This is a genomic window from Pseudomonas sp. Soil_N_39 (assembly GCF_057655955.1).
The window spans coordinates 106,729-131,818 of sequence record NZ_JBDGLI010000010.1 but is presented as its reverse complement, the minus strand read 5'-3'; the positions used below and the strand labels follow the sequence as shown (position 1 = coordinate 131,818).

19 protein-coding genes and 1 pseudogene are annotated in these 25,090 nt (G+C 61.1%); 5 read left to right on the top strand and 15 right to left on the bottom strand.

Translation table 11 applies throughout. The annotated features are described in order from the left end of the window. Nucleotides 1-110 precede the first annotated feature (110 nt). The 6 genes from AC3A5O_RS16450 to treP form a co-directional block, all read right to left on the bottom strand. Nucleotides 111-518 (bottom strand): DUF6632 domain-containing protein, encoded by a 408-nt coding sequence (locus tag AC3A5O_RS16450; protein WP_305469852.1) that lies wholly within the window; start codon nucleotides 516-518, stop codon nucleotides 111-113. Nucleotides 519-656: 138 nt separating this feature from the next. Beyond that, nucleotides 657-944 carry a PTS sugar transporter subunit IIB gene (locus AC3A5O_RS16445; RefSeq protein ID WP_122568787.1) on the bottom strand — a complete coding sequence of 96 codons (288 nt, stop codon included), beginning with the start codon at nucleotides 942-944 and terminating at the stop codon, nucleotides 657-659. Between the two features lie 2 nt (nucleotides 945-946). Beyond that, nucleotides 947-3,481, bottom strand: coding sequence for a phosphoenolpyruvate--protein phosphotransferase (gene ptsP, locus AC3A5O_RS16440; protein ID WP_305469850.1), 2,535 nt, complete (start codon nucleotides 3,479-3,481; stop codon nucleotides 947-949). Nucleotides 3,482-3,552: 71 nt separating this feature from the next. Beyond that, nucleotides 3,553-4,776, bottom strand: coding sequence for a maltoporin (locus AC3A5O_RS16435; protein WP_122568789.1), 1,224 nt, complete (start codon nucleotides 4,774-4,776; stop codon nucleotides 3,553-3,555). A gap of 142 nt (nucleotides 4,777-4,918) precedes the next feature. Further along, nucleotides 4,919-6,565, bottom strand: coding sequence for an alpha,alpha-phosphotrehalase (treC, locus tag AC3A5O_RS16430; RefSeq protein WP_305469849.1), 1,647 nt, complete (start codon nucleotides 6,563-6,565; stop codon nucleotides 4,919-4,921). A gap of 71 nt (nucleotides 6,566-6,636) precedes the next feature. Further along, nucleotides 6,637-8,079 (bottom strand): PTS system trehalose-specific EIIBC component, encoded by a 1,443-nt coding sequence (gene treP, locus AC3A5O_RS16425; protein ID WP_122568791.1) that lies wholly within the window; start codon nucleotides 8,077-8,079, stop codon nucleotides 6,637-6,639. Between the two features lie 245 nt (nucleotides 8,080-8,324). On the opposite strand from treP, the gene treR reads away from it, so the two are divergent. Both treR and AC3A5O_RS16415 read left to right on the top strand, forming a co-directional pair. Then, nucleotides 8,325-9,029 carry a trehalose operon repressor gene (gene treR / locus AC3A5O_RS16420; RefSeq protein ID WP_305469847.1) on the top strand — a complete coding sequence of 235 codons (705 nt, stop codon included), beginning with the start codon at nucleotides 8,325-8,327 and terminating at the stop codon, nucleotides 9,027-9,029. Between the two features lie 287 nt (nucleotides 9,030-9,316). Continuing rightward, complete coding sequence (locus AC3A5O_RS16415; protein WP_305469845.1) at nucleotides 9,317-11,389, top strand: TerD family protein; 2,073 nt, start codon at nucleotides 9,317-9,319, stop codon at nucleotides 11,387-11,389. A gap of 549 nt (nucleotides 11,390-11,938) precedes the next feature. Here AC3A5O_RS16415 and AC3A5O_RS16410 read toward each other — a convergent pair. The 6 genes and pseudogenes from AC3A5O_RS16410 to AC3A5O_RS16385 form a co-directional block, all read right to left on the bottom strand. Beyond that, nucleotides 11,939-12,125: pseudogene (locus tag AC3A5O_RS16410) on the bottom strand (DNA-binding protein); the annotation flags it as partial. A 212-nt stretch (nucleotides 12,126-12,337) separates the two neighbouring features. After that, nucleotides 12,338-12,736 (bottom strand): type II toxin-antitoxin system death-on-curing family toxin, encoded by a 399-nt coding sequence (locus AC3A5O_RS16405; RefSeq protein ID WP_305469843.1) that lies wholly within the window; start codon nucleotides 12,734-12,736, stop codon nucleotides 12,338-12,340. 414 nt (nucleotides 12,737-13,150) lie between these two features. After that, the gene (gene guaA / locus AC3A5O_RS16400; RefSeq protein WP_210642979.1) at nucleotides 13,151-14,728 is read right to left on the bottom strand and encodes a glutamine-hydrolyzing GMP synthase; all 1,578 of its coding nucleotides are present in this window, start codon (nucleotides 14,726-14,728) and stop codon (nucleotides 13,151-13,153) included. Between the two features lie 79 nt (nucleotides 14,729-14,807). Continuing rightward, entirely contained in the window at nucleotides 14,808-16,277 is a 1,470-nt protein-coding gene (gene guaB, locus AC3A5O_RS16395; RefSeq protein WP_122568796.1) for an IMP dehydrogenase, read from the bottom strand. Between the two features lie 244 nt (nucleotides 16,278-16,521). After that, on the bottom strand, nucleotides 16,522-17,070 hold the full coding sequence (locus AC3A5O_RS16390) for a sugar ABC transporter ATPase (RefSeq protein WP_122568902.1): 549 nt from the start codon (nucleotides 17,068-17,070) through the stop codon (nucleotides 16,522-16,524). A 70-nt stretch (nucleotides 17,071-17,140) separates the two neighbouring features. Further along, nucleotides 17,141-17,908 (bottom strand): sulfite exporter TauE/SafE family protein, encoded by a 768-nt coding sequence (locus AC3A5O_RS16385; protein ID WP_122568798.1) that lies wholly within the window; start codon nucleotides 17,906-17,908, stop codon nucleotides 17,141-17,143. 219 nt (nucleotides 17,909-18,127) lie between these two features. Between AC3A5O_RS16385 and xseA the strand changes: the two genes are divergently transcribed. From xseA to leuA, 3 genes are all read left to right on the top strand, one after another. Beyond that, nucleotides 18,128-19,507, top strand: a complete 1,380-nt coding sequence (gene xseA, locus AC3A5O_RS16380; RefSeq protein WP_305469836.1) for an exodeoxyribonuclease VII large subunit — start codon at nucleotides 18,128-18,130, stop codon at nucleotides 19,505-19,507. Between the two features lie 3 nt (nucleotides 19,508-19,510). Further along, on the top strand, nucleotides 19,511-20,332 hold the full coding sequence (locus tag AC3A5O_RS16375; protein WP_305491744.1) for a peptidoglycan DD-metalloendopeptidase family protein: 822 nt from the start codon (nucleotides 19,511-19,513) through the stop codon (nucleotides 20,330-20,332). Between the two features lie 452 nt (nucleotides 20,333-20,784). After that, the gene (leuA, locus tag AC3A5O_RS16370; RefSeq protein ID WP_487753461.1) at nucleotides 20,785-22,464 is read left to right on the top strand and encodes a 2-isopropylmalate synthase; all 1,680 of its coding nucleotides are present in this window, start codon (nucleotides 20,785-20,787) and stop codon (nucleotides 22,462-22,464) included. 205 nt (nucleotides 22,465-22,669) lie between these two features. On the opposite strand, the gene AC3A5O_RS16365 is transcribed toward leuA, so the two are convergent. From AC3A5O_RS16365 to AC3A5O_RS16355, 3 genes are all read right to left on the bottom strand, one after another. Continuing rightward, a complete protein-coding gene (locus AC3A5O_RS16365; protein ID WP_122568801.1) occupies nucleotides 22,670-23,089 on the bottom strand; it encodes a hypothetical protein in 420 nt (139 codons plus the stop codon). A 63-nt stretch (nucleotides 23,090-23,152) separates the two neighbouring features. Further along, a complete protein-coding gene (locus AC3A5O_RS16360) occupies nucleotides 23,153-23,947 on the bottom strand; it encodes an amidohydrolase (RefSeq protein ID WP_122568802.1) in 795 nt (264 codons plus the stop codon). Next, the gene (locus tag AC3A5O_RS16355; protein ID WP_487753460.1) at nucleotides 23,935-25,083 is read right to left on the bottom strand and encodes a pyridoxal phosphate-dependent aminotransferase; all 1,149 of its coding nucleotides are present in this window, start codon (nucleotides 25,081-25,083) and stop codon (nucleotides 23,935-23,937) included. Before AC3A5O_RS16355 ends, AC3A5O_RS16360 begins: the two co-directional genes overlap by 13 nt. Between the last annotated feature and the right edge of the window lie 7 nt (nucleotides 25,084-25,090).

Genomic DNA, 25,090 nt, shown 5'->3' with positions numbered 1-25,090 from the left:
CAAAAGGCGAATACGATACACCCGCAGATGAGAAACAGTAAGGCCAGCTAAAATGAAAAAAGCCTCATGGAAGTTATCCACAAGGCTTTTGGTTACCGCCCCACCCGGGGTCAATCAGGCAGCAAACGCGCTTTCTCGCCCCGCGGTGTAAAAAATGCCAGCGCCACCGCAACGATGAATAACGCGGGCACATCGCCCAATAGATGGCCGTATTGGCTCGCCCCGTCCATCCCGACGCCAAACGACTGCACCGCCATGATCGCGCCGTGCACGACGCTCGACCACACGGTGAACCAGATCAGGCTCAGGTGTTTCATCGGTTCGCGAGACGCCATCAGCAGGAACACGCCGAGCGTCGCGTAAATTCCGACGATCATCAGCGGATAGTCGGAATGGCCGCTGTGCCACGCCCAGCCGGACGGCCACAGCATCATCAACGGCCAGATCGCGAAGACGGCAATCACACCGACCACGACCAAAACGATGCGCAAGGCGGCGAGTTTTTGAGTGTCATTCATGGCAGGCTCCTTATTGCGGCATATCGTTTGCCGCAATGGGTGCCAGGAGTATAGAACGCGTGAGGAACTCCCACCGATCTCCCTCGTGGCGAACCGCTTTTGTGGCTCTCACTGGGCTGCGCAGCAGCCCCCAAAAAGTCAGCCCTGCAAGCCGGTAATCAGATGCACCACGCCGTTGTCCAGCATCATCACCCCCATCACACCGGCGACGCTCAACCCGGCCCGATCGATCCGCGTTACGTCCCGCAGTTCTACCCGCAGCCGCGTCAAGGCCACGGGTTGATGGGACTTGAGGTTTTCCGCGCCGCCCAACGCGGCGATGATGGCTGGCGCCAGCCCTTCAACCGCTGGCGACTGCTTGGGCTCTTCGGGTACCAGGTCCGGGGTCAGGGCTTTCCAGAAAGCCTGTTGTAGTTTGTCGAACATGTTCAATGCTCCGTGGCCAAGGTGGCCGGGTTGGCGGTGGATGAGTGAGTACGCAGGAGGTCACGCACCTGCTCCGCGCTTTCCTGGGCCAAGGCCTGTTGAGCCAGCGTGCGGCACTCGCTCAGGCTCCATTCACGCACGCAGGCCTTGATCGACGGAATCAGCGGCACGCTGACCGACAATTCATCCACGCCCAACCCTAGCAACACCGGCACCGCCAGGGGTTCCGAGGCCAGCGCGCCACACACCCCAACCCACTTGCCGTGGGTGCGAGCGGCTTCGACCGTACGGGCGACCAGGCGCAACACCGAGGGATGCAGGCCATCGGCCTGGCTGGCCAGACGCGGGTGGTCACGGTCCATGGCCAGGGTGTATTGGGTCAGGTCGTTGGTGCCGATGGAGAAGAAATCCACTTCAGGGGCAAACAGGTCGGCCATCAGCGCCGCCGCCGGCACTTCGATCATGATGCCCAGCTTCGGCGCCTGCTTGAGTCCCAGGTGGCGGACCTCTTCGTCCAGCATCTGCCGCGCCAGGCGCAGCTCCGCCAATTGCGTGACCATGGGCAACATGATGTGCAGCCGTGCCAACCCCGAACAGGCAAGAATTGCCCGGAACTGTTCGCGCAGCAACTGCGGCCGTTCCAGGCACAGGCGAATACCACGCATGCCCAGGAATGGGTTGGCCTCATGAGCCATCGGCACATAGGCCAGCGGTTTGTCGCCGCCCACGTCCAGGGTGCGAACCACCAGGTTGCGCTCAGGCCCAAGCGCCCGGGCGACGGCGCTGTAGAGGGTCGCTTGCTCGTCATGGCCAGGTGGGTGCGCGCGATCCAGATAGAGCAGTTCGGAGCGCAACAGTCCCACGCCTTCGCCTCCCAGGGCCATGGCCTGCTCCACGTCCCGCAGCGACCCAACATTGGCACTGACTTCGACGCGATGGCCGTCAAGGGTCCGAGCCGCCAGGGCCGACTGTTCCAGGTCACGCTGATGTCGCTGGCGCTGCCGGTCACCCGCGGCCTCGCGTTGCTCGATCAGGGCCTGCTCCGGATTCACATGCAGTTCGCCGCCGTCGGCGTCCAGCAACACCCGGGTGCCGTTATCCAGGGCCAGCACGGATTGCGCCACGCCACACAACGAGGGCAGGCCCAGCGCACGGGCCAGGATCGCGACATGGCTGGTAGCGCCGCCGCCCACGGTGACGAAACCGGCGATGCGTGAGGTGTCGAGGCTGGCGGTCTGGGACGGCGTCAGTTGCTCGGCCACCAGGATCGCCTGTTCAGGCAGGTTCCAGGCGTTGTCCTGCACCCCCAGGATCAGCTTGAGCACCCGTTGCCCGACATCGGCCAGGTCCGTTGCGCGCTCGGCCAGCAAAGCGCTGCCCAATTGCTGGAACAGCGCGGCGCTCGCCTCGGTGGCGGTTTTCCAGGCGAATGCCGCGCTCTTGCCCTCGGCGATCAAGGCTTGGGCCTGCTCCAGCAAGGTGGGGTCTTCCAACAACTCTTGATGGGCCCGAAAAATCTGCGCCTGGACGCTGCCCGCCGCCTCGTCCTGCAAAGCCTTCAAGGCTTGCGTCGCCTGCTCCAATGCTTGATCCAGGGCCGCCTGCTCAGCCTCGATGCCGGCGCCCGCCTCGTCGATGTCCCACACCTGGGAGGCGATCTGGACCACTTCGCCAAACGCCGAACCGGACGACGCGCAGACGCCCCGCAGCCGGCTGGGCAGCGACGGTTCGACGGTCATGGTCGGCTCCAACGCCAGCGGCGCTTGCACCGTTTCGCCGCATCCCGACAGCAGCAACTGTTCCAACGCCTCGATGGCCTGCCCGGCCTGGGGGCCGACGGCACTGATCTGCACGCGGTCACCCTTGGCCGTCTGCAACGCCATGATCGCCACCAGGGACTTGGCGTTGGCGCTGGCTTGCTGTTTATGCAGTTGAATAGTGGCCTCGAACCCCTTGGCCGCTTGGGCGAGCACCGCGGCAGGACGGGCATGCAGGCCGCTTTCATTGGGCACGATCAGCGGCCGGGAAAACAGCACCGAGCCCTGCTGCGCCTCATCAACCGCCCCTTGCTCACCTGAGCGTACCTGCAACAACGGCGTGCCGCTTTCGACGCAAATCGCCTCGTCCACAAGTAGGCGGAAGGGTTCGCCGCTGACCACCAGCATCAGCGTCAACAGACTGCGCGCATGCAAGGCGATGTAGTCGGCATCGAAATCGATCAGCGGCTGGCCGGCCTCGACCCGTTGCCCCATTGCCACCCGCGAGGTGAAGCCGTTACCCGCCAGGTTGACCGTGTCCAGGCCGATGTGCATCAGTACCTGGACACCGTTGTCAGCGGTGATACTCACCGCATGGGCGCTGTCCTGGAGTGTGCCGATGACGCCGGACAGCGGCGCGCAAAGGGTCTGCGAGGTCGGATCGATGCAGATGCCATCCCCCACCACACGGCTGGAGAAGACTGGATCCGGCACACTGTCCAAAGGCATCAGGACCCCGGACAGCGGTGCGAGCAATTGCAAAGGTTGCGTTGTGTTCATGACTTCACCTGCTGCTGTCTATTCTTTTCGCATCGCGGGCACGCAGCGATCAGCGACCCGCGCTACACGGGTCATTTCCACCAATATTCGACCTGCAGGCCCACGTTGGAACCATGTCGCGCACCGCCAAACGCACCGGTGTCCGACAGCGCCGAGCCAGCAGCCAGTTCATTGGCTGCTCGCTGGGCCGCCGCGTTCCAACTGGCGTAGGTGTAATAGAGCCGTATTTCCGGGCGAGCCCAGAATTCCGGGCCCTTGGGCGACCAGGTAGGCGCGAAGGTGAATTTGCTCAGCTTGCGTGTTCCATCGCTGGCCTGCACCTGGTCGTGGCCCAGTTCGGCCACCAGCTTGAACTGGTCGGTGATGGCGTACGCCGGGCGAACGCCCAACGACACCCAGTCCTGGTCGGCGCCGTCGGGACGGATGTCCTTCTGGTACACCGCCTGCACCTGCCCGCCAAAACGCGGCGTGACCTGCCAATCGAAAAACTCCACCAGACGATAGCTCTTGTTGCTGTCGTCCAGCCCGGTATCGCCGGTATACCCCAGCCCGGTGCCTGGGCCCTCGCCGTACTGCAAGGCCAGTTTATTCTTGCCGCCCAGGAAGTCCTGCTGCACATGCTGGGCAGTCAGGGCCCAACCGCGATGGGCGTCACGACGGTCCGCCCGGTCGATGAAGCTCAGGCCAAATTCCAGCTCGCCGCCGGGGTTGGTATTGAAACCGGCGACGTTGAAGTCATGCCGGTTGACCGGGTCTTTCTGGTACAGGTTGTCCTTGCGCGAGAAGGCGTAGCTGTATTTCAGCCCACCGATCAGCACGTCCTCGATCCCACCACCGGTGGCGCTCTGGTTCCAGTAGTAGAAATCCGAGATATGAATGTCGTTACGTTTGTAGTAACGCCGACCTGCCCACAACGACCCGCCGTTCAGGCTAGGCATGTTCGACCATTGGGCATACATCTGCGGCATGCGGGCCGAGCCGTTTTCACCCTGGAAAGTCGGCGTGCGGTCATAGCGGTTGTACAGCGATGCCATGCCGTCCACGCTCAACACCGAGCCATCGTCGAGGGTGAACAGGTCCTGGCGCAGCTCCAGTTCCCCGTACTGCTCGCACTCGTTGCCCAACCGATATTTAGTCTGCGCCCCGGGTAGCTGGAAGCAGGACTGGGAACGGCCATTGGTCGCGCTGCCGACGCCGCTACGCAGATAACCGGAAAATTCCAGCGCCTGAACCGAGGACGGCAGCGCCAGGCAGATACAGGACGCGGCCAGGCCACGGTTTATTATTGTTTTCATATGCCTCTCCATTGTTTCTTATTGTTTTTTTGCTCCATGACTTCCCCCTATTTGCCGTTTGGTTGACGACAAAGGGCCCACGATGCGTCTGGCGCAACGTGTTCGCTGTCAGGCAGTGCCTGGGTCAGGGGAAGTTTTTTATTCAGTCGCTCAAGTGCAGCACGAACGACTCGTAGGGCCGCAGGCGCAGCCGTCGGTATCGGTGTTCGCCGGCCTCGTAGTTGCCGATCACCCAGCGTTGTTTCGTGTCATGGGTGAGAATCCCTTCGGGCAGTTCCACCTCGCAGTCGCCCCCATAAAAATGGCTGACTACCAGCAGGCGCTCCCCCTGCCCTTCGCGCAGGTACGCCCACACGTGCGGATGCTCAGGCAGCAGCAGGCGGTAGACGCCGTCCTGGATCAAGGCTTCGCTGCGACGCAGGGCGATCAGCTCACGGTAGTAATGCAACACCGAGGTCGCGTCTTCTTGTTGTTGCTCGACATTGATGAAAGCGGCGTTGGCCGGCACGCCAATCCAGGGCTCGACCCGGCTGAAACCCGCGTTCGGCCCGGCATTCCATTGCATCGGCGTGCGCCCGTTGTCACGGGACTTCTGCATGATCGGTGCCATGGCCTCGGCTTCGGATACGCCGGCGTTGCGCTTGAGGCGATAGATGTTCAGGGTTTCCACATCGCGGTATTGCTCGATGTGCTCGAAGCCCGGATTGGTCATGCCCAATTCCTCGCCCTGGTACACGAACGGCGTGCCCTGGAGAAAGTGCAACGCCGTGGCGAGCATCTTCGCCGAAGGCACGCGGTATTCACCGTCATCACCGAACCGCGACACCACCCGCGGCTGGTCATGGTTACACCAGAACAGCGCATTCCAACCGTCACCGGCCTGCATGCCGACCTGCCAGTCGGACAGGATGCGTTTGAGCTCGAGAAAATCGAAGTCGGCCCGCACCCACTTTTGCAGGTTCGGGTAATCCACCTTCAAGTGATGGAAATTGAAGGTCATCGACAGTTCGCGCGAAGCCGGACAGGAGTAACGAACGCAGTGCTCAAGGCTGGTGGACGACATCTCGCCGACGTTGATCAGGTCGAAACCCTCGAAGACTTCCCGATGCATTTCCTGCAGGTAGCGGTGCACGTTGGGGCCGTCGGTGTAGAAGCGCCGGCCATCGGTGTGGTCGTCAGGGAAGTCGGCTGGCTTGGAGATCAGGTTGATCACATCGAGACGAAAGCCCCCTACCCCCTTGTCCCGCCAGAAACGCATCATCTTGAACACTTCGGCGCGCACCTGGGGGTTGTCCCAGTTCAGGTCGGCCTGGGTATGGTCGAACAGGTGCAGGTAATACTGGCCAGTCTGCGCTTCGTACTCCCAGGCCGAGCCGCCGAACTTGGACTCCCAGGTGTTCGGCTGGTCCCGCCAGATATAGAAATCGCGGTACGGGTTGTCGAGGCTGCTGCGGGCGGCCTGGAACCAGGGATGCTCGATGGAGGTGTGATTGACCACGATGTCGAGCATCAGCTTGATACCGCGCTTGCGCGCCTCGGCGATCAATAACTCGCAGTCGGCCATGGTGCCGTAGCTGGGGTCGATGGCGTAGTAGTCGCTGATGTCGTAGCCATTGTCCCGCTGCGGCGAACGCAGGAACGGCGTCAGCCACAGGTAGTCCACACCCAGCCAGTGCAAGTAGTCGAGCTTGTCCACCACCCCCAGCAAATCACCGGTGGCCTGGCCGCCATGGCTGTAGAAACTCTTGGGATAGATCTGGTAGATCACCGAGCGTTGCCAGTCTTGCATGTGCGTTTCCTTCAGTCTGTTTGTACCGGCCTTACAGGCCTCATCGCGGGCAAGCCCGGCTCCCACAGGGCTCAGGCCACCCGATACCCCGGCCGAACGATCTTCATGCTCAATGCACAGGTCAGGGCAAAGGGCACGCTCATGGCGATGACCATGCCGACCACGAACATCGGTATGTAGTCAGGCACGATCGAAATGAAACCCGGCAGCCCCCCGACGCCAATCGCCGAGGCCTTGATCTTGTTCAACGACAGGAAAATACAACCCAGGGCCGAGCCGGCCAGGGCGCAATAGAAGGGGAACTTGTAGCGCAGGTTGACGCCGAACATCGCCGGCTCCGTGATCCCGAAATAGGCGGAAATCGCCGAGGTGGACGCCATGCTCTTGTCCCGCGCATTGCGGGTCATGTAGAACACCGCCAGCGCCGCACTGCCCTGGGCCAGGTTGGACATGACGATCATCGGCCAGATGAACGTGCCGCCCTGGGTCGAGATCAACTGCAGGTCCACCGCCAGGAACATGTGGTGCATGCCGGTCACCACCAGCGGTGCATAGAGCAGGCCGAAAATCGCCCCGCCAATCACCGGCGCCAGGTCGAACAGCGCCACCATGCCTTCAGTGATCAGAATGCCCAGGTGCCGGGTGACCGGACCGATGATGGCGAGGGCCAGTACCCCGGTGATCACGATGGTGGTGATGGGGATCACCAGCAGTTGGATCGCGTTGGGCACCCTGGCCCGCAACCATCGCTCGATCACACTCATGACATAGGCCGCCAGCAGGATCGGCAGGATCTGCCCCTGGTAGCCGACTTTCTCGATCCGGAACCAGCCGAAGATGTCGAAGTACGGCAGGCTCTGGCCTTCCAACCCCGCCACGGCCTTGCCGTAGTTCCAGGCGTTGAGCAGGTCCGGGTGGACGAGCATCAGGCCCAGCACGATGCCGAGGATCTCACTGCCGCCGAAACGCTTGGCCGCCGACCAGCCCACCAGGGCCGGGAGGAAAACGAAGGAGGTATTGGCCATCAGGTTGATCAGGCTCCAGACGCCGTCCAGGTTCGGATAGGCATCGAGCAACGTCTGCCCGGCAATGAACATGCCCTTGGCGCCCAGCAGGTTGTTGACGCCCATCAGCAGGCCGGCGATCACCAGGGCGGGCAGGATGGGCATGAACACATCGGACAGCACCCGCACCAGGCGCTGCATGCCGTTGCCCTTCTGTGCGCCCTGGCGCTTGACGTCGGCAATGGTCGCGGCGGCCAGGCCGGTCAGTTCGCGCAGGGCGGCGTAGACCTTTTCCACCTCGCCCGGGCCAATGACCACCTGGAACAGGCCACCGGTAAAAAACGAGCCCTTGACCAGGTCGACCTGGTTCAGCGTGGCACTGTCCACCCGGGCCGCGTCCTTGAGGGACAAGCGCAGGCGCGTCACGCAATGGGCCGCCTGCTCGATATTCTCGACGCCACCCAAGCTTTGCAGCAGCTCACTGGCGATTTTGGGGTAATCGTGGCTCATGCTTTTTTCTTCCGCGTCATTCTTGTTATTGAGAGTCGACAGCACGTGGAAGAGAAAGTACTCGTCTGTACGAGTTAAATCAACAACTCGTACAGACGAGTTGTGTTTTTGTTTATGATGAGCCCCCGAAAATCGCGGAAACGTCCTACGCTCCTGTCGGCGAATAATGACAGCCGAATGGACAAATCCCCCATTTGGCCCGTAAGGTTCCGCCCCGGTGAACAGCGCGGTACAGAGCCCTCTCCATGAGTAAATACAACCAGATCTACAACGATCTGCTGACCAGCATTACCACCGAACGCCTCGAGCGAGGCGCCCGCCTGCCCTCCGAAACCGAACTGATGGACAGCTATCAGGCCAGTCGTGGCACGGTGCGCAAGGCCATCGAACAACTTCAGGAGCGCGGCTTCGCCCAGAAGATCCACGGCAAGGGCACCTTCGTACTGTCCACCCAACCCATCGAATTCCAACTCGGCGGCATCGTCAGCTTCCAGGAGACCTACCCGCGCCTGGGCAACGATGTCAGCACCGAAGTGGTCGAGTTCAGCCAGTTGCCGTTGCAAGGTGCCTTGCTCGAGCACATCAAGGCACCCGCCGGCAGCCAGGTCACCCGCATCAAACGAGTCCGGCGAATCGATGGCAAACGCGTGATCCTGGACATCAACCACTTCGTCAGCGACGTGATCCCCGGCCTGACCCGCGACATCGCCGTGCAGTCGATCTACGCCTTCATCGAACAAACCCTGCAACTGCAAATCGCCTACGCCCAGCGCACCATCGAAGCGGTCCGCTGCGCCAAGGACGATCAGCAGCACCTGGATCTCGACGGCCAGAGCCATGTCATCGTGGTGAGCAACCAGACCTTTCTTCAGGACGGCCGACAGTTCGAGTACACCGAATCGCGGCATACCCTGGATAAGTTTTATTTTTCGGATGTGGCGCGGCGGTGAAGACAAAACGCCGTGTGGATACGGGGTCACGCATTGTGTAATTGGCACGTCACGACAAAAATTGCCAGCCGAGAATCGAGCAGGTTTCAAGATATGTGTTTACATGACAAGCAGAACCCACCATCCGTACAATGCCTGCGTGGCTATGGAACACCTTCCTTCTAACCTCTGATGATCTAGGGGTTCCGCTCTCCACACCGCGCCTGCTTCTTGCAGGCGTTTTTACATCGACTGCAGACGTGACGCTGCAGCTCACTCACCACGGCGGCCAAGGGAGAACATCAAGCATGAATCAGGAGCTGTTCCTGCGTCGCCGTACCAAGGTTCACGTCCCTATGGGCACCGGCGGTGCTACGCGCGCTCAGGTCGCGTCGGCTGTCCAGGAGGTCGCGGCGTTCCGATGCGTGCTATCGGAGCCACTGATCGAGCGACTCGGCATGCTCTCGGCAGCAGAACTCACGCACTGGCTGCGCGACGTTGTCGGAGTGCTTCGGCGGCAGACCGGCGCTCATGTGCACCACCGGCCGCTTTATCCTGCCTTCCCGGAACAAGTTCTGAAGGCCTCAGAGGCGGAGTTATACATTACCGCCGTCATGCACTACCTCACGCTTTGGCGTTTGCCACCAAGCGAACACGCTCGACCCGCAATGCTTGAAGGAAATTTCATATCCCGAGTTATCGAACCGGGCAGCGTCACCGAGTTCGAGTCACTGCTCGAGCCGCTGGTTTCATCGCGTACCTCGCTCGCCGAAGAGGAAACTGCCGATGTCGTCTGGTTTATCCGAACGTACAAAAGCGATGTGTTTCGCCTGTTGCCTGAAGCCGTACCGTTCCGGGAGACTCGTGCATTGGTTGGCGGCGCACTGCTCCTGCATGTAGCCAGCGATGCGCGGCTGGACGCATTCCTGGAGCGAAACGTCGAAACGGCGACAGACGTGCTGCGACTGGCGGTCGCGCTGAATGGAGGCGACGTGTCACTGACGACAGCTTCGACACGTTTCACAGCGATGAAGCGCGCGACGCGCCGTCTGCTGTTGCGCCTACTTGATCGCGCACCCAACGCAGCGGAGGATGTGATGCGTCATACCGAACGCTGGAAACGCCTGGCCGAAGTACTGCATCCGGGGGAGTACGCCGACAAGTATCCACGAGCACTCGTCGCCATCACGGCAGCGCGCCGCAAAGACCCGCAGGCCTCGTTTGGATCACGTGTCGAAACAATGCTTGCCCAACGTCAGATCGCCGCGCTCACGCCCTTATTGCAGGAGCGTCCCGGTGAATTCGCACGACGGCTGGATGTGACCTTGCGCCGCGCGAGCGAAGCAGACGCTGTACTCGACGCGTTTGAAGCCGTCGCGATACAAGTGTCCACCCCCATCCTGCTGCAAGTGCTGGCCCAAGTACGAGCCCCGCGCCCCCTGCCCCTGCGGGCCTTCACGCCGAAAGGGGCATTGGCCAAAGTCTACGGCATTGAGGATCGACGTGAACCTCTCACACCCGAGGTGTTGGCGCGCACAGCCCGAATATGCCAGGACGCTCTCATAACGCGTTTTGCGTCACTACCGCCGCTAGGCCGCTGTTTCATCGACCCTGCCCTGCGCGAATATAGGGTGCCGATGGCACAACGTGCCGCATCGAAGTCGCTGCGTACGCTGGTGCGAGGCAGCCGGTTGCCTATGCCTGACACGCGTTTCATTCGCCTGTTCCTGTGGTGGAAGAACGGCAGTGAACGCACGGACATCGACTTGTCTGCCGCATTTTTCGACGCCAATTTCGTGTTCACGCAAACTGTCGCGTACTACAACCTGAAGGGGTTCGGGGGCTACCACAGCGGCGATATCGTCGACGCGCCCCACGGGGCTTCGGAGTTCATCGACCTCGACCTTGATGCCCTCGTCGAGAAGGGTATCCGCTACGTCGTCACGTCGATCAACTCATACACCGAGCAACCGTACTGCGATCTTCCCGAGTGCTTCGCTGGCTGGATGGCCCGTGCCGACGTGGCATCGGGTGAAGTATTCGAACCGCGATCCGTGATCGACCGTCTCGATATCGCATCCGACACCGAGATCTGTCTGCCATTCGTGATGGACTTGCAGGAGCGACGCGTGATTTGGGCCGATCTGGGGCTCACGTCATCGCCGCGGTGGAACAACGTTCAAAACAACCTGAGTGGGGTATCGTTGATGCTGCGGGCCTTGGTGCACACACCCCGTCCGAATTTGGAGACGCTGTTCGATTTACATGCACGCGCACGAGGAGAACGGGTGGCTTCGCCGCAACAGGCACAGACGGTATTTGCGCCTGATCAAGGGATAACGCCGTTCGATACGGATTTGATTCGGTCGCAGTTTCTCTAATGCCTAAACCAGTCTTTTGACGTTGGCTAAAACCCTTTCCTATGGTCGTCCGAACCTAGTGCGGCATGCTAGCGGGCGCAGGTCAGTGCTGGGGTCTATTCGCTCCCATGTCATGGAAATCCCACTTCAGCGACTCCCCAACACTGTCACCCAACCAAAGCTTCCAACTCTTCGGAAGCCATACCAGGTAACAACGTCGGTCAGCCCGACCAAATCAGTCGCGCTGAGGCGGCAATCGTAGCGGAAGGTGACGGGGAAGCTGCATGAAGGAACTTCAGCGGTCGATAGGCTTTCCCGGGCGATATCGATCAATCACAGCAGCACCCGCTCCACCGTCCTCCTCAAACGCCCGCGAGACGGCATCAACGATTTCAGCCCACACCCCTACCTGCTGCAGCACGGGCAATCCAGAAATGATGTCGTGCACCTGATCTTGTCAGCAAACGGTTAAGGTTGTAAAAAACGATTAGATAATAGGAGCCGCGCACAAAAACGATTACTCCTGACAACCGGCTCGTCAAACTGATGAAGAGGCTGAACATGCTGTTTCCCAACCAAAGCGCCCAACTCTTTGGAAGCCATGCCAGGTAACCGCAGGCCTTCTTTCGCAACGTTGACCTGCAACGCCACCTGGGCCACATCCAACACGTCCTTTGATAAGCGAATAGTTGCCCTTGGTCTGCAGCCAGGCCAGCACGCCGGCCAAATGCCAGATAGATGCACTCGCCTTGTGCACCGACGTCAGCAAGCTGATATTTCCCTCTCAGATGAAGCCTGGAATTGACCCTCAAAAATGAAAAAAGCCCCATGGAAGTTATCCACAAGGCTTTGTTCAGAGCTGGCGCCGGAGCCAATAGCGCGGCCGTCAGCGCCACCGATATTTACGCTTGACTCATTCCCGCCCAGTTATCAATAGACGACGAAAGACCATATAAGGCCTTCCTAAGGCTAAGCCTGATTTTTAGAAGCGATGAAGCAGGAGTAAAGAATATCAGCGAAATCATGCTCGTTGATATCGCCGGTAACCAAATCCCTAACGGCATCCGCTATCAGATCATTATCTAGAGTAATTTCATAATCATTGAGCGAAAGGTACTCCAAGCCGACTGCAAGCCCGGTGCGCTTGTTAGCATCAGGCAGTGCATGGCCTTGCGCGATACTGGCAGTGTACTTGGCGGCAATTTCAAATACATCATCGAGGCCATTATAGGCGATCGCATTGTCGATTCGGGCCAGCGCGCCTTGCAAGATAGGAATATTTACTGGCCCCTTCATGCCGGGCTCGGTAGTCAAGATCTGAGTGTTTATCTCAATGACACGTTCAAATGGAAAGAAGATCAATTCCATTACATGTCAGCCAACTTCTGAAAAGTCTTCTTGTGAGTTCTGAGAACGAGCTTGGTTTCTGAATAAACGATCTGCTTACCCAAGTCGCCACCCAAGTCCAGCTTCTTGATGGCTTTAACTTTAGGCCTCTCTACTATGGATACGCCATAGGTGTTCAGCTTGTGGTTCATGGCTTGAGTACCCCAAACGGCTTGATCATTTTCTGCTCACACGATATCACACTGAGAGGCAAGATACACCGAGCCTTCGACAGCGCCGTACGCCGCCTGCCGATTGGCATCAGTCATTGCTGACAGAAAAAGCATCTCCAGCGGTTAGCGGTTATGCGTCGATCCATTCAACGACAAATGCAAAAAGCCCGCAACTTAGCGGGCTTTTTTGTTAGTCAGCATAGGCCCCTTAGCAGGCGCAGGCTCACTCCCACTCAATCGTCGCCGGCGGCTTGCTCGACACGTCATACGTCACGCGAGAAATACCTTCGATTTCATTGATGATCCGCCCGGAAACGGTCTCCAGCAGCTCGTACGGCAGGTGCGCCCAGCGAGCGGTCATGAAGTCGATGGTTTCCACGGCGCGCAGGGCCACGACCCAGGCGTAGCGACGGCCATCACCAACCACGCCCACCGATTTCACCGGCTGGAACACCACGAAGGCCTGGCTGACCTTGTGGTACCAGTCGGCCTTGCGCAGTTCTTCGATGAAGATATGGTCGGCGCGACGCAGCAGGTCGGCGTATTCCTTCTTCACTTCACCGAGGATCCGCACGCCCAGGCCCGGGCCCGGGAATGGGTGGCGGTAGACCATGTCGTACGGCAGGCCCAGTTCCAGGCCGAGACGACGCACTTCGTCCTTGAACAGTTCGCGCAGCGGCTCGACCAGCTTGAGGTTCATTTCCTCGGGCAGGCCACCGACGTTGTGGTGGGACTTGATCACGTGGGCCTTGCCGCTCTTGGCGCCGGCCGACTCGATCACGTCGGGGTAGATGGTGCCCTGGGCCAGGTACTTGATGTTGTCCAGCTTGCAGGATTCGGCATCGAACACGTCGATGAAGGTGCGGCCGATGATCTTGCGTTTCTTCTCCGGATCGGACTCGCCGGCCAGGTTGTTCAGGAACTGCTCTTCGGCGTTGGCGCGGATCACCTTGACGCCCATGTTCTCGGCGAACATGGCCATCACTTGCTCGCCTTCGTGCAGACGCAACAGGCCGTTGTCGACGAAGACGCAGGTCAGTTGGTCGCCGATGGCTTTGTGCAGCAATGCGGCAACCACCGAAGAGTCCACGCCGCCGGACAGGCCCAGCAGCACGTTATCGGTGCCGACCTGGGCGCGGACCTGGGCGATGGCGTCTTCCGCGATCTTCGACGGGGTCCACAGGGCTTCACACTCGCAGATGTCGAGGATGAAACGCGACAGGATGCGGCCGCCCTGCTTGGTGTGGGTCACTTCCGGGTGGAACTGCACGCCGTAGTAACGGCGGTCATCGTTGAACATGCCGGCGATCGGGCAGCTCGGGGTGCTGGCCAGGATGTGGAAGTCTTCCGGCATCTTGGTGACCTTGTCACCGTGGCTCATCCACACGTCCAGGCCGAACAGGCCGTCGGCGTCGATATGATCTTCGATGCCGTCCAGCAGGCGGCTCTTGCCAACCACGTCAACGCGGGCGTAACCGAACTCACGCAGGTCCGAACCTTCGACCTTGCCGCCCAGTTGTTCAGCCATGGTCTGCATGCCGTAGCAGATACCGAAGACCGGCACGCCCAGGTCGAACACCGCTTGCGGGCAGCGCGGGCTGTTGGCTTCGTGCACGGACTCGGGGCCGCCGGCGAGGATGACGCCTTTAGGCGCGAATTCGCGAATCGCTTCGTCATCCATGTCGAACGGATGCAGTTCGCAGTACACGCCGATCTCACGCACGCGGCGGGCGATCAGTTGGGTGTACTGGGAACCGAAGTCGAGGATCAGGATGCGGTGAGCGTGAATGTCGAGGGCCATGACTCATTCTCATGTAGTGAATCAGAAACAACTCGGGGCTGAATGAACAGCCCCGGTGATTAACATTTTGCTGAAGGCCTTAACCTACGCGGTAGTTCGGCGCTTCCTTGGTGATCTGTACGTCGTGGACATGGGACTCGGCCATACCGGCACCGGTGATGCGCACGAATTCCGGCTTGGTGCGCATCTCTTCGATGTCGGCGCTGCCGGTGTAGCCCATGGAAGAACGCAGGCCGCCCATCAGTTGATGGATGATGGCGCTCAGGGTGCCTTTGTACGGCACGCGACCTTCGATGCCTTCCGGCACCAGCTTCTCGGCACCCGCGGAGGAGTCCTGGAAGTAACGGTCGGAAGAACCCTGGGCCTGGGACATGGCGCCCAGCGAACCCATGCCGCGATAGGCCTTGTAGCTACGGCCCTGGAACAGTTCGATCTCGCCCGGAGCTTCTTCGGTACCGGCGAACATCGAGCCCATCATCACGCAGTAGGCACCGGCGACGATGGCCTTGGACAGGTCACCGGAGAAGCGGATACCGCCGTCGGCGATCAACGGCACGCCAGTGCCTTCAAGGGCGGCGGCGACGTTGGCGATGGCGCTGATCTGCGGCACGCCGACACCAGCGACGATACGGGTGGTGCAGATCGAGCCAGGGCCGATACCGACCTTGACCGCGTCGGCGCCGGCTTCGGCCAGGGCCTTGGCGGCTTCGCCGGTGGCGATGTTGCCGCCGATCACCTGCACGTCAGGGAAGTTCTGCTTGACCCAGCGAACGCGGTCGATCACGCCTTTGGAATGGCCGTGAGCGGTGTCGACCACCACCACGTCAACGCCGGCATTGACCAGGGCGGCGACGCGATCGCCGGTGTCCTTGCCGGTGCCGACCGCAGCGCCGACGCGCAGACGACCTTGGTCGTCCTTGCTGGCCAGCGGGTAGGCCTTGGCTTTTTCGATGTCGTTGACGGTCATCATGCCCTTGAGGGCGAATTTGTCGTCGACGATCAGCACGCGCTCGATGCGGTGTTTGTGCAGCAACTCGCGCACGTCGTCCTTGCTGGTGCCTTCCTTGACCGTGACCAGGCGCTCTTTAGGCGTCATCACTTGGCGGACGGTGGCGTCCAGGCGGTTCTCGAAACGCACGTCGCGGGAGGTGACGATGCCGACCAGGTCACCATCGTGCAGCACCGGAACGCCGGAGATGTTGTGCATGCGGGTCAGTTCGAACAGATCCCTGACCGTGGCGTCAGCCTCGATGGTGATCGGATCCTTGACCACGCCAGCCTCGAACCGCTTGACCTTGCGCACTTCGGCGGCCTGCTGTTCGATGGTCATGTTCTTGTGGATGATACCGATACCGCCTTCCTGGGCCATGGCAATGGCCAGACGGGCTTCGGTCACGGTGTCCATGGCGGCGGAAACCAGAGGGATATTCAGTTCGATGCCACGGGTGAGACGGGTTTTGAGACTGACTTCGTTAGGCAGTACTTCGGAATAACCGGGCACTAGGAGAATGTCGTCGAAGGTCAGAGCTTCTTGGCTGATACGCAGCATCGCGGGGGCTCCCGAGCGGGAAAATGGAAGCGCGCCATTATACTCATGGACCCCGTCTGGCTCAATGTAAAACTCTGTCTATTATTGGCGGGGTGATTGACGGGCTAAAACCCGGCCCCACAGCCAACACATTCCCCTGTGGGAGCGAGCTTGCTCGCGATAGCGGTGGATCAGTCAGCAACAATATTGAATGTGTCGCCGCCATCGCGAGCAAGCTCGCTCCCACATTGGCTCATCAGTGCCTTTACAACTCCACCTTCACCCAACTCACCGGCTGATCCAGCCAATCGGCGAATTCATCGAGGAAGTCCTGCTTGAACCCCGCCTCCAGCCAGTTATTGAAGATGAACCCCAGGTTCGAGAACCCACACGGCTGCAGGAACAGAAAACCATTGATGTCATCTTCATGACCGCATTCGGGACAGGTGAAGTTGTCGGTGCGCGCAGGCATCCAGTCTTCCAGGCTTTCGAACAACGCCTCGCCCACCTCCCGGCGACACTCGGCGCAACCGGCTTCTTCGAGAAAGCCCTTGGCCGGTGTATATATGCAACGCTTGGTGATGATCTCCAGGCCATTGATCGATTCGCCGAACGGCAAGGCTTCGGGGTGCATGACCACGTCGCGGGCTCCCGGGGCGATGGCGTGGGCCATGCGATTGCCGGTACGTCCACAGGTGGTCAGTTGTTCTTCGACGATATTCTTGCGTACCAGCCAGCGCACGATCGCCCGGGCCCGAGGCTCGTGGACCGGCAGGGTGGAAATTTTCGGGACGATGATGCTTTGCGAATTCATGGCGAGGCCTGGCTGTTTCCCTGGCAGGGTCTGATCAAAGGCCGGCAGCTTAATCCCTGGCGGGGCCAGGTCAAGCACTCAGGTAACGTCCGATCAAGGCAATGCCGCTGGCGAGCACTAGCCAGGTCACCAATCGCACGAACGCCTCTCGCGACATCTTCATGGTCAAGCGACGCCCTGCCCACAACCCCAGCGCCATGGCCGGCAACAAACACAGCGCCAATACCAGCAAGGGTAGCTCGGCATACACGCCGGCGACGATAAACAGGCTCAAGCGCACCACGGTGCTGCAACTGATCAAGGCACTTTGCGTGGCCCGGGCCGGGTCCTTGGGCAGGCGGCTGTTCAGGTAGATGGCATATAAAAAGCCGCCACTGCCAAACAACGCCCCGAACATCCCGCCCACCGTGCCCATCGGAAATGCCCACCGCGAAGACAACTGCGTCGGCCGGGTCTTTATCAACAGGCTATAGATGGCATAGCTGCTGATGAACAGCCCCATCAGCAGCAACAACAGGTCGGACTTGAGGTTGAGCAGGAAAATCACCCCGAGGGTGCAGCCCAGTGCCATGCACGGCAACAGCCGCAGCAGCTCCGGCCGGGACACGTCCCGACGCGATGGCAGCAGGTTGCCGAAGGCCGCGACAAAATCGAGCAGGACCAGCAGCGGAATGATCTTCGACAGTGGCATGAACAGCAGCAGGATGGGCGCGGCCACCAGCGCCGTGCCGAACCCGGCGATGCCGAACACGATGTAGGCAACGGAGATGGCCAGGCCGATCACCAGCCATTGCGTTGGCGCGAATGCCCATTGGCCTAGCCATGACAGAAGATTCATCCGGCACTTCCTTGATGAGGAGAGCGGGACTTTAGCCAGATGTGTCGGGGCATATCCAGCATTTGTGGTGATTGGCCTATCGCTATCGCGAGCAAGCTCGCTCCCACACTGGATCTATGTCGCACCGAAGATCAACTGTGGGAGCGAGCTTGCTCGCGATGCAGACAACCCGGTCTAATTGTCTGCACACCATTGGCGAATCCCCTTATCATGCCGCCCATGATTAAAGATCCCTTTGCCCGACTGGGCCTGGACCGCGAAGTCCTGACTGTCAGCCAGCTCAACGGCCGGGCGCGGGTGTTGCTCGAAGACGTGTTCAGCAACATCTGGGTCGAGGGTGAGATCTCCAACCTCGCCCGTCCGGCCTCCGGCCATGTGTATTTCACCCTCAAGGACAGCGGCGCCCAGGTGCGTTGCGCGCTGTTCCGGCAGAACGCCGCGCGGGTGCGCCAAGCCTTGAAGGACGGGCTGGCGGTGAAGGTGCGCGGCAAGGTCTCGCTGTTCGAAGGTCGTGGCGATTATCAACTCATCCTCGACACCGTCGAGCCGGCCGGCGATGGCGCCCTGCGCCTGGCCTTCGATGCCCTGAAGGAGAAACTCAGCGCCGAAGGCCTGTTCAGTGCCGAGCGCAAGGTGCCGTTGCCGGCCCATCCGCAACGCATCGGCATCATCAGCTCGCCCACGGGGGCGGTGATCCGCGACATCATCAGCGTGTTTCGCCGCCGGGCGCCGCAAATTTCCCTGACGTTGATTCCCACCGCCGTGCAAGGCCGCGAAGCCACCGCGCAAATCGTCCGCGCCCTGAAACTGGCCGATGCCCGGGGTTTCGATGCGCTGATCCTGGCCCGGGGCGGCGGTTCGCTGGAAGACTTGTGGTGCTTCAACGAAGAAGCCGTGGCCAGGGCGGTGGACGCCTGTGTCACGCCGATCGTCAGCGCCGTGGGCCATGAAACCGACGTGTCCATCAGCGATTTCGTCGCCGACGTACGCGCCCCGACTCCCTCCGCCGCAGCCGAACTGCTGGCGCCGGATGCCGGCGACCTGGTGCGTCGGGTCGAGAGCTTGCATCGCCGACTGGTGATGCGCATGCGTGACCGGTTGATGCGCGATCAATTGCGCCTCGAAGGCCTCACCCGACGCCTGCGTCATCCCGGCGAACGCCTGCGCCAGCAAGCCCAACGCCTCGACGACCTGGACATGCGCATGCGCCGGGCCTTCGAGCGCAGCCTCAACACCCGCCGCGAACGACTGATCCGCCTGGAAACCCGCCTGGCCGGGCAACACCCGGGCCGACAGCTGGCCATGTTGCGCCAGCGCCTGGACAGCCTGGCCGAACGCCTGCCCCGGGCCATGCGCGAAGGGCTCAAGGCACGACGCGTGCAATTGCACAACCAGATGCAGACGCTGCACATCGTCAGCCCCCTGGCGACCCTCGGCCGCGGCTACAGCATTTTGCTCGACGAACGCGGCCAGGCGATCCGCAGCGCCGGGCAAACCCAGACCGGCCAGCGCCTGACCGCCAAGCTTGGCGAAGGCGAACTGCTGGTGCGGGTCGAAGACAATCACCTGACGCCGGTCACCCTTTCTTTACTGGATTGATTCATGCCGCGATATCTCGCCCCCTTGTTCTTGCTGTGCCTGACCTTCAATGCCCAGGCCGACAGCTACATCACCCGCCTGTTGAACAAACCGGTGCCCGGCGGCGTGGCCGTGGTGGACCTGGGCAGCGCGGCCCAGGCACCGAAAGCCACTTACCAGGGCAAGCCGGTGCTGGTGGTCAAGGAACAGCAAAACTGGCTGGCGATTGTCGGCATCCCGCTGACGGTCCAGCCCGGCACCCAGCAGATCAGCAGCGGCGGCAGCACCCAGCCGTTCGTGGTCGGCTACAAGAAGTACCCCGAGCAACACATTACCCTGAAGAACAAACGCCAGGTCAATCCGAACCCGGCGGACCTCAAGCGCATCGACGCCGAGCTGGCGGTGCAACTGAAGGCCTACCGCAGCTTCAGCCCGAACATCCCCAGCAACCTGTTGCTGGACAAACCGGTCAACGGCCCGCTGTCGAGCAAGTTCGGCGTGCGCCGTTTCTTCAACGGCGAAGAGCGCAACCCCCACGCCGGCCTGGACTTCGCCGTGCCCGCGGGCACGCCGATCAAGACCCCGGCCGCCGGCAAGGTGATCCTCACCGGCAATTACTTCTTCAACGGCAATACGGTGTTCGTCGACCATGGCCAGGGGTTCATCAGCATGTTCTGCCACATGTCGAAGATCGACGTGAAGGTCGGCCAGCAGTTGGCCCGGGGCACCGTGGTGGGCAAGGTCGGCGCCACCGGCCGCGCGACCGGGCCGCATATGCACTGGAATATCAGCTTGAATGATGCGCGGGTGGATCCGGCGATTTTCATTGGTGCGTTTCAGCCCTGAGTGCTGTGGTGGGACCACTGGCCTCATCGCGAGCAAGCTCGCTCCCACATGGGTATTTCGGCGCTCTCAAAATGCCGCCGTACCTGTGGGAGCGAGCTTGCTCGCGATGGCGGCAGCCGCATCGCCACCCTCCTGTGAATTGCCAAGCTCAAAACATCGACGCAATTTCAAAGATCAACACCTCGAATACGCGCGATTAAATCTCGCAAACCCGCCTAAAAGCAGAACTTCTCTCAATTTTTTCCGACTGCTTGCGATCCGCCCCTCACGCGGTTAGGGTTGAAGCATGAAAACCTCTCACACCCTCATCCAGCTTCGCCAGCACCGCAGCCTGTGCCTTGTCAGCGCACGACTGCCGGGCTGAATCGCGGCACCTCGTCCCGGCTCTGAAGCCACCCCATTAGAACCACCGGCAGGCCGCCTTTTTCCGGCCACGACAATAAGGATTTCCCATGAGCATGCTCAAAGACCCGTCTTCCAAATACCGCGCCTTCCCGACCATCAACCTGCCGGATCGCACCTGGCCGTCGAACACCATCACCGCCGCGCCGATCTGGTGCAGCTCCGACCTGCGCGACGGCAACCAGTCGCTGATCGAGCCGATGGACGCGGTCAAGAAGCTGCGTTTCTGGAAAACCCTGGTCGCGGTGGGCGTGAAGGAAATCGAAGCCTCGTTCCCGGCCGCGTCCCAGACCGACTTCGACTTCGTGCGCACCCTCATCGAAGAAGGCCACATCCCGGACGACACCACCATCCAGGTGCTGACCCAGGCCCGTGAAGACCTGATCGCCCGTACGTTCGAATCCCTGCGGGGTGCGAAGAAAGCCATCGTCCACCTGTACAACGCCACCTGCCCGTCGTTCCGCCGCATCGTGTTCAACCAGGACAAGGAAGGCGTGAAGGAAATCGCGGTGAACGCGGCCAAGCTGTTCGTCAAATACGCCGCGCAGCAGCCGGAAACCCAATGGCAGTTCGAGTACTCGCCAGAAACCTTCAGCGCCACCGAGCTGGAGTTTGCCAAGGAAGTCTGCGACGCGGTGATCGAAGTGTGGAACCCGACCCCGGAGCGCAAGGTGATCCTCAACCTGCCCGCCACCGTGGAAGTCGCCACCCCGAACATCTACGCCGACCAGATCGAGTGGTTCCACCGCAACATCACCCGTCGTGACAGCGTGCTCATCAGCCTGCACACCCACAACGACCGTGGCACCGGCGTGGCCGCCACCGAGCTGGGCCTGATGGCCGGCGCCGACCGTGTCGAAGGCTGCCTGTTCGGCAACGGCGAACGCACCGGTAACGTCGACCTGGTGACCGTGGCGCTGAACCTCTACACCCAGGGCATCAACCCTGAGCTGGACTTCTCCGATATCGACGGCGTGCGCAAAGTGGTCGAGGAATGCAACCAGATCCCGGTGCACCCGCGTCACCCATACGTCGGCGACCTGGTTCACACCGCGTTCTCCGGTTCGCACCAGGATGCCATCCGCAAGGGCTTCGCCCAGCAGAAATCGGACACCCTGTGGGAAGTGCCGTACCTGCCGATCGACCCGGCCGACATCGGTCGCAGCTACGAGGCGGTGATTCGCGTCAACAGCCAGTCGGGCAAGGGCGGTATCGCCTACCTGCTGGAACAGGAATACGGCATCAGCCTGCCGCGTCGCATGCAGATCGAGTTCAGCCAGGTGGTACAGCGCGAAACCGATCGCCTGGGCCTGGAAATGACCGCCCAGCAGATCCACGCCCTGCTGCAGCGTGAATACCTGCAAGCCAACACCCCGTACGCGCTGGTCAGCCATCGCCTGCAAGAGGAAAACGGCAACAGCGCCGTGGAAGTGGAAGTGGCGAGCAAGGGCCAGGGCGAGACCAACCTGCACTGGCGTGGCAGAGGCAACGGCGCCCTGGAAGCGCTGGTGGCCGGCCTGCCGATTCCGGTGGAGATCATGGACTACAACGAACATGCCATCGGCGCCGGCACCAATGCCAAGGCGGCGGCGTACATCGAATTGCGAGTCAACGGCGAGCGTGCGGTGCATGGCGTGGGCATCGATGAGAACATCACCACGGCCAGCTTCAAGGCACTGTTCAGTGCGCTGAACCGGTCGCTGAGCCAGCCGGAGGCCAAGGCGGCCTGATCCACCAATGAAATGCGAAAGGCCCCGGGGTGTGAACCCTGGGGCCTTTTTGTTTGGCGGGTGGTTTTGTGGTGACTGTCAGGGCCTTATCGCGAGCGAGCTCGCTCCCACACGGGATCTTCAGTGGGGCCGGAATCCTGTGCCCGCCTGCCCCCCTGTGGGAGCGAGCTTGCTCGCGATGGCGGCCTGTCAGACACCCCAAATGTCAGGCATGGGTATCGATCGAAACGGTCATCGCCTGCAACAGCGCGGCCTGCAAGGTCTGCAAAGTCGCTTGGGTCGCCATGATCTGGGTCTGAATCGCCATGGTTTCCTGGGCTTTCTGCTCCTCATCAGCCCGGCTTTTTTGCACCCGAGCCAGCTGGGCTTGCTGTTCGGCCAGCAACTTCTCGGTCTGTTCGATCTGCTTCTTCAGTTGTTCGATGACATCGCCGCTGCCGCTGCTGCCGCCCGCACCTGCGATATTCGCGCCGCTGGTGTCGACTTTCAGTTTCTTGTCTTTGTCTTCGCTGCTATCAGTCGATGCCACTGGACTGACCGCTTTCTCTTCTTCAGCCCCGCGGATGGAGACTTTAGGAGCCGACAATGGATAAGGGTTTACGGTGGTTGCGCTGATGCTGGTCATAGGGACTCCTCCTTGGCTGACCAGTTATCGGCACGTAACACCATTCCTTGAGGCTGAATCGTTTCAATTCGTGAATTCGAAGCGATCGGCATCCAGGTTCGCCGGAAACCGCGTGCGATAGGCCGCCAGGTCCATCGCGCTCAAACTTACCGTGAACACGCCATCGGCCTCGCCAGCGCTGAGCAGGGTTTCGCCCTGGAAGTCCAGCACCTGACTGTCACCAGTGTAGGCAAAACCCTTGCCGTCGGTGCCGACGCGGTTGACCGCCGCCACGTAGCACAGGTTCTCGATGGCCCGGGCCGGCAGCAGCCGGTTCCAGTGCATACGCCGCGCTCCGGGCCAGTTGGCGGTGTACAGCAGCAGGTCGGTGTCCTCGGCGTCGCGACTCCAGACTGGAAAGCGCAGGTCGTAGCAGATCAGCGGGCGAATCCGCCAGCCCTTGAGTTCGAACAGCACCTGTCGCTCGCCCGGCGTGTAGTGGTTGTGCTCCCCCGCCATGCGGAACAGATGACGCTTGTCGTAATGCAGCACTTCACCGTCCGGCCGCGCCCACAGCAGGCGATTGCGGTGGCTGCCGTCAGCGGCCTGGACGATCACACTGCCGGTGATGACCGCGTCCAACTTCGCCGCCTGCTCCGTGAGCCAACGACGGGTGGGCCCGTGTTCCGGCTCCGCCAGGGTCTCGGACTCCATGGAAAAACCCGTGGTGAACATTTCCGGAAGGATGATGAGGTCAGCCCCGCGCGCCTGCTCCAGCAGCGCTTCGAAATGCTCCAGGTTAGCCTCGCGGTCGTGCCAGGCCAGGGTGGTCTGGACCAGGGCAATGTCGAGGTCCGGCAACGCGCTCAAATCACGCATAGTTTTTCCGCCGCTTCGCGCAGCGTCTCCTCGCGTTTGGCAAAGCACAGGCGCACCAGGCGCTGGCCTTGGGGTGGGTCCTGGTAGAACACCGAGATCGGAATCGTCGCCACGCCATGCTCGCGGGTCATCCACACCGCCATGTCGACGTCATTCAGGTCCGGGCGAATCTGCGAATAATCCACCAACTGGAAATAAGTACCGGTCACCCGCTTGAAGCTGAACCGTGACGGGGCCAGCAGATCGCAGAACAGGTCGCGCTTGGCCTGGTAGAAGTCCGGCAGTTCATCGACGTGTTCCGGATGCTCAGCCATGTAGTCGGCCAAGGCGTACTGCAACGGCGTTACGCCACAGAAGCTGACGTACTGGTGCACCTTGCGCAGTTCCGCCGTCAGGGCCGCTGGCGCCACCACGTAGCCGGTTTTCCAGCCGGTGACGTGGTAGGTCTTGCCGAACGAACTGACCACGAAGGCGCGGCGGTACAGCTCTTCATGGGCCAGGACACTGGCATGGGCGACGCCGTCGAACACCAGGTGTTCGTAGACCTCATCGCTGACCAGGTAGATGTCCCGGTCGCGAATCAGCGTCGCCAATTGATCCAGTTCGGCGCGGCTGATCAGGGCGCCGCTGGGGTTGTGCGGCGAGTTGAGGATGATCATGCGTGTGCGCGGGCTCAGGGCTTCGCCAAGCTTTTCGAAGTCGATGGCGAAGTCATCCAGGCCCAATGGCACGTGCACGCAACGCCCGCCGGCCAATAGCACGGAAGGCTCGTAACTGTCATAGCTTGGGTCGAAGACGATCACTTCATCGCCGCTGTGGACCACTGCCGCGATGGCACAGAAAATCCCCTGGGTTGCGCCAGGGGTCACGGTGACTTCCTGATCGGCATCGACGTTGACGCCATAACTGCGGGCGATCTTCACCGCGATCTGCTGGCGCAGCGCCGGCAGGCCGGTCATCGGTGAGTACTGGTTATGACCTTGGGCAATGTGCTGGCCGACCGCATCGCGCAGGGCTTGCGGGCCATCGAAATCGGGAAAGCCCTGGGACAGATTCAACGCGCCCGTCTGCGCGGCGAGCTGGGACATCTGGGTGAAAATCGTGATGCCGACGTTCGGCAACTTGCTGGTGATCATCGGGGTT

What these genes read in the sequence shown, in the direction of transcription:
- treC (WP_305469849.1), bottom strand. Translation starts at nt 6,565, where the DNA reads ATGCAAGACTGGCAACGCTCGGTGATCTACCAGATCTATCCCAAGAGT.
- AC3A5O_RS16360 (WP_122568802.1), bottom strand. Translation starts at nt 23,947, where the DNA reads ATGCGTGATTTGAGCGCGTTGCCGGACCTCGACATTGCCCTGGTCCAG.
- AC3A5O_RS16375 (WP_305491744.1), top strand. Translation starts at nt 19,511, where the DNA reads ATGCCGCGATATCTCGCCCCCTTGTTCTTGCTGTGCCTGACCTTCAAT.
- ptsP (WP_305469850.1), bottom strand. Translation starts at nt 3,481, where the DNA reads ATGAACACAACGCAACCTTTGCAATTGCTCGCACCGCTGTCCGGGGTC.
- AC3A5O_RS16385 (WP_122568798.1), bottom strand. Translation starts at nt 17,908, where the DNA reads ATGAATCTTCTGTCATGGCTAGGCCAATGGGCATTCGCGCCAACGCAA.
- leuA (WP_487753461.1), top strand. Translation starts at nt 20,785, where the DNA reads ATGAGCATGCTCAAAGACCCGTCTTCCAAATACCGCGCCTTCCCGACC.
- AC3A5O_RS16390 (WP_122568902.1), bottom strand. Translation starts at nt 17,070, where the DNA reads ATGAATTCGCAAAGCATCATCGTCCCGAAAATTTCCACCCTGCCGGTC.
- AC3A5O_RS16405 (WP_305469843.1), bottom strand. Translation starts at nt 12,736, where the DNA reads ATGGAATTGATCTTCTTTCCATTTGAACGTGTCATTGAGATAAACACT.
- guaA (WP_210642979.1), bottom strand. Translation starts at nt 14,728, where the DNA reads ATGGCCCTCGACATTCACGCTCACCGCATCCTGATCCTCGACTTCGGT.
- AC3A5O_RS16365 (WP_122568801.1), bottom strand. Translation starts at nt 23,089, where the DNA reads ATGACCAGCATCAGCGCAACCACCGTAAACCCTTATCCATTGTCGGCT.
- AC3A5O_RS16435 (WP_122568789.1), bottom strand. Translation starts at nt 4,776, where the DNA reads ATGAAAACAATAATAAACCGTGGCCTGGCCGCGTCCTGTATCTGCCTG.
- AC3A5O_RS16355 (WP_487753460.1), bottom strand. Translation starts at nt 25,083, where the DNA reads ATGATCACCAGCAAGTTGCCGAACGTCGGCATCACGATTTTCACCCAG.
- AC3A5O_RS16445 (WP_122568787.1), bottom strand. Translation starts at nt 944, where the DNA reads ATGTTCGACAAACTACAACAGGCTTTCTGGAAAGCCCTGACCCCGGAC.
- AC3A5O_RS16450 (WP_305469852.1), bottom strand. Translation starts at nt 518, where the DNA reads ATGAATGACACTCAAAAACTCGCCGCCTTGCGCATCGTTTTGGTCGTG.
- treP (WP_122568791.1), bottom strand. Translation starts at nt 8,079, where the DNA reads ATGAGCCACGATTACCCCAAAATCGCCAGTGAGCTGCTGCAAAGCTTG.
- treR (WP_305469847.1), top strand. Translation starts at nt 8,325, where the DNA reads ATGAGTAAATACAACCAGATCTACAACGATCTGCTGACCAGCATTACC.
- guaB (WP_122568796.1), bottom strand. Translation starts at nt 16,277, where the DNA reads ATGCTGCGTATCAGCCAAGAAGCTCTGACCTTCGACGACATTCTCCTA.
- xseA (WP_305469836.1), top strand. Translation starts at nt 18,128, where the DNA reads ATGATTAAAGATCCCTTTGCCCGACTGGGCCTGGACCGCGAAGTCCTG.
- AC3A5O_RS16415 (WP_305469845.1), top strand. Translation starts at nt 9,317, where the DNA reads ATGAATCAGGAGCTGTTCCTGCGTCGCCGTACCAAGGTTCACGTCCCT.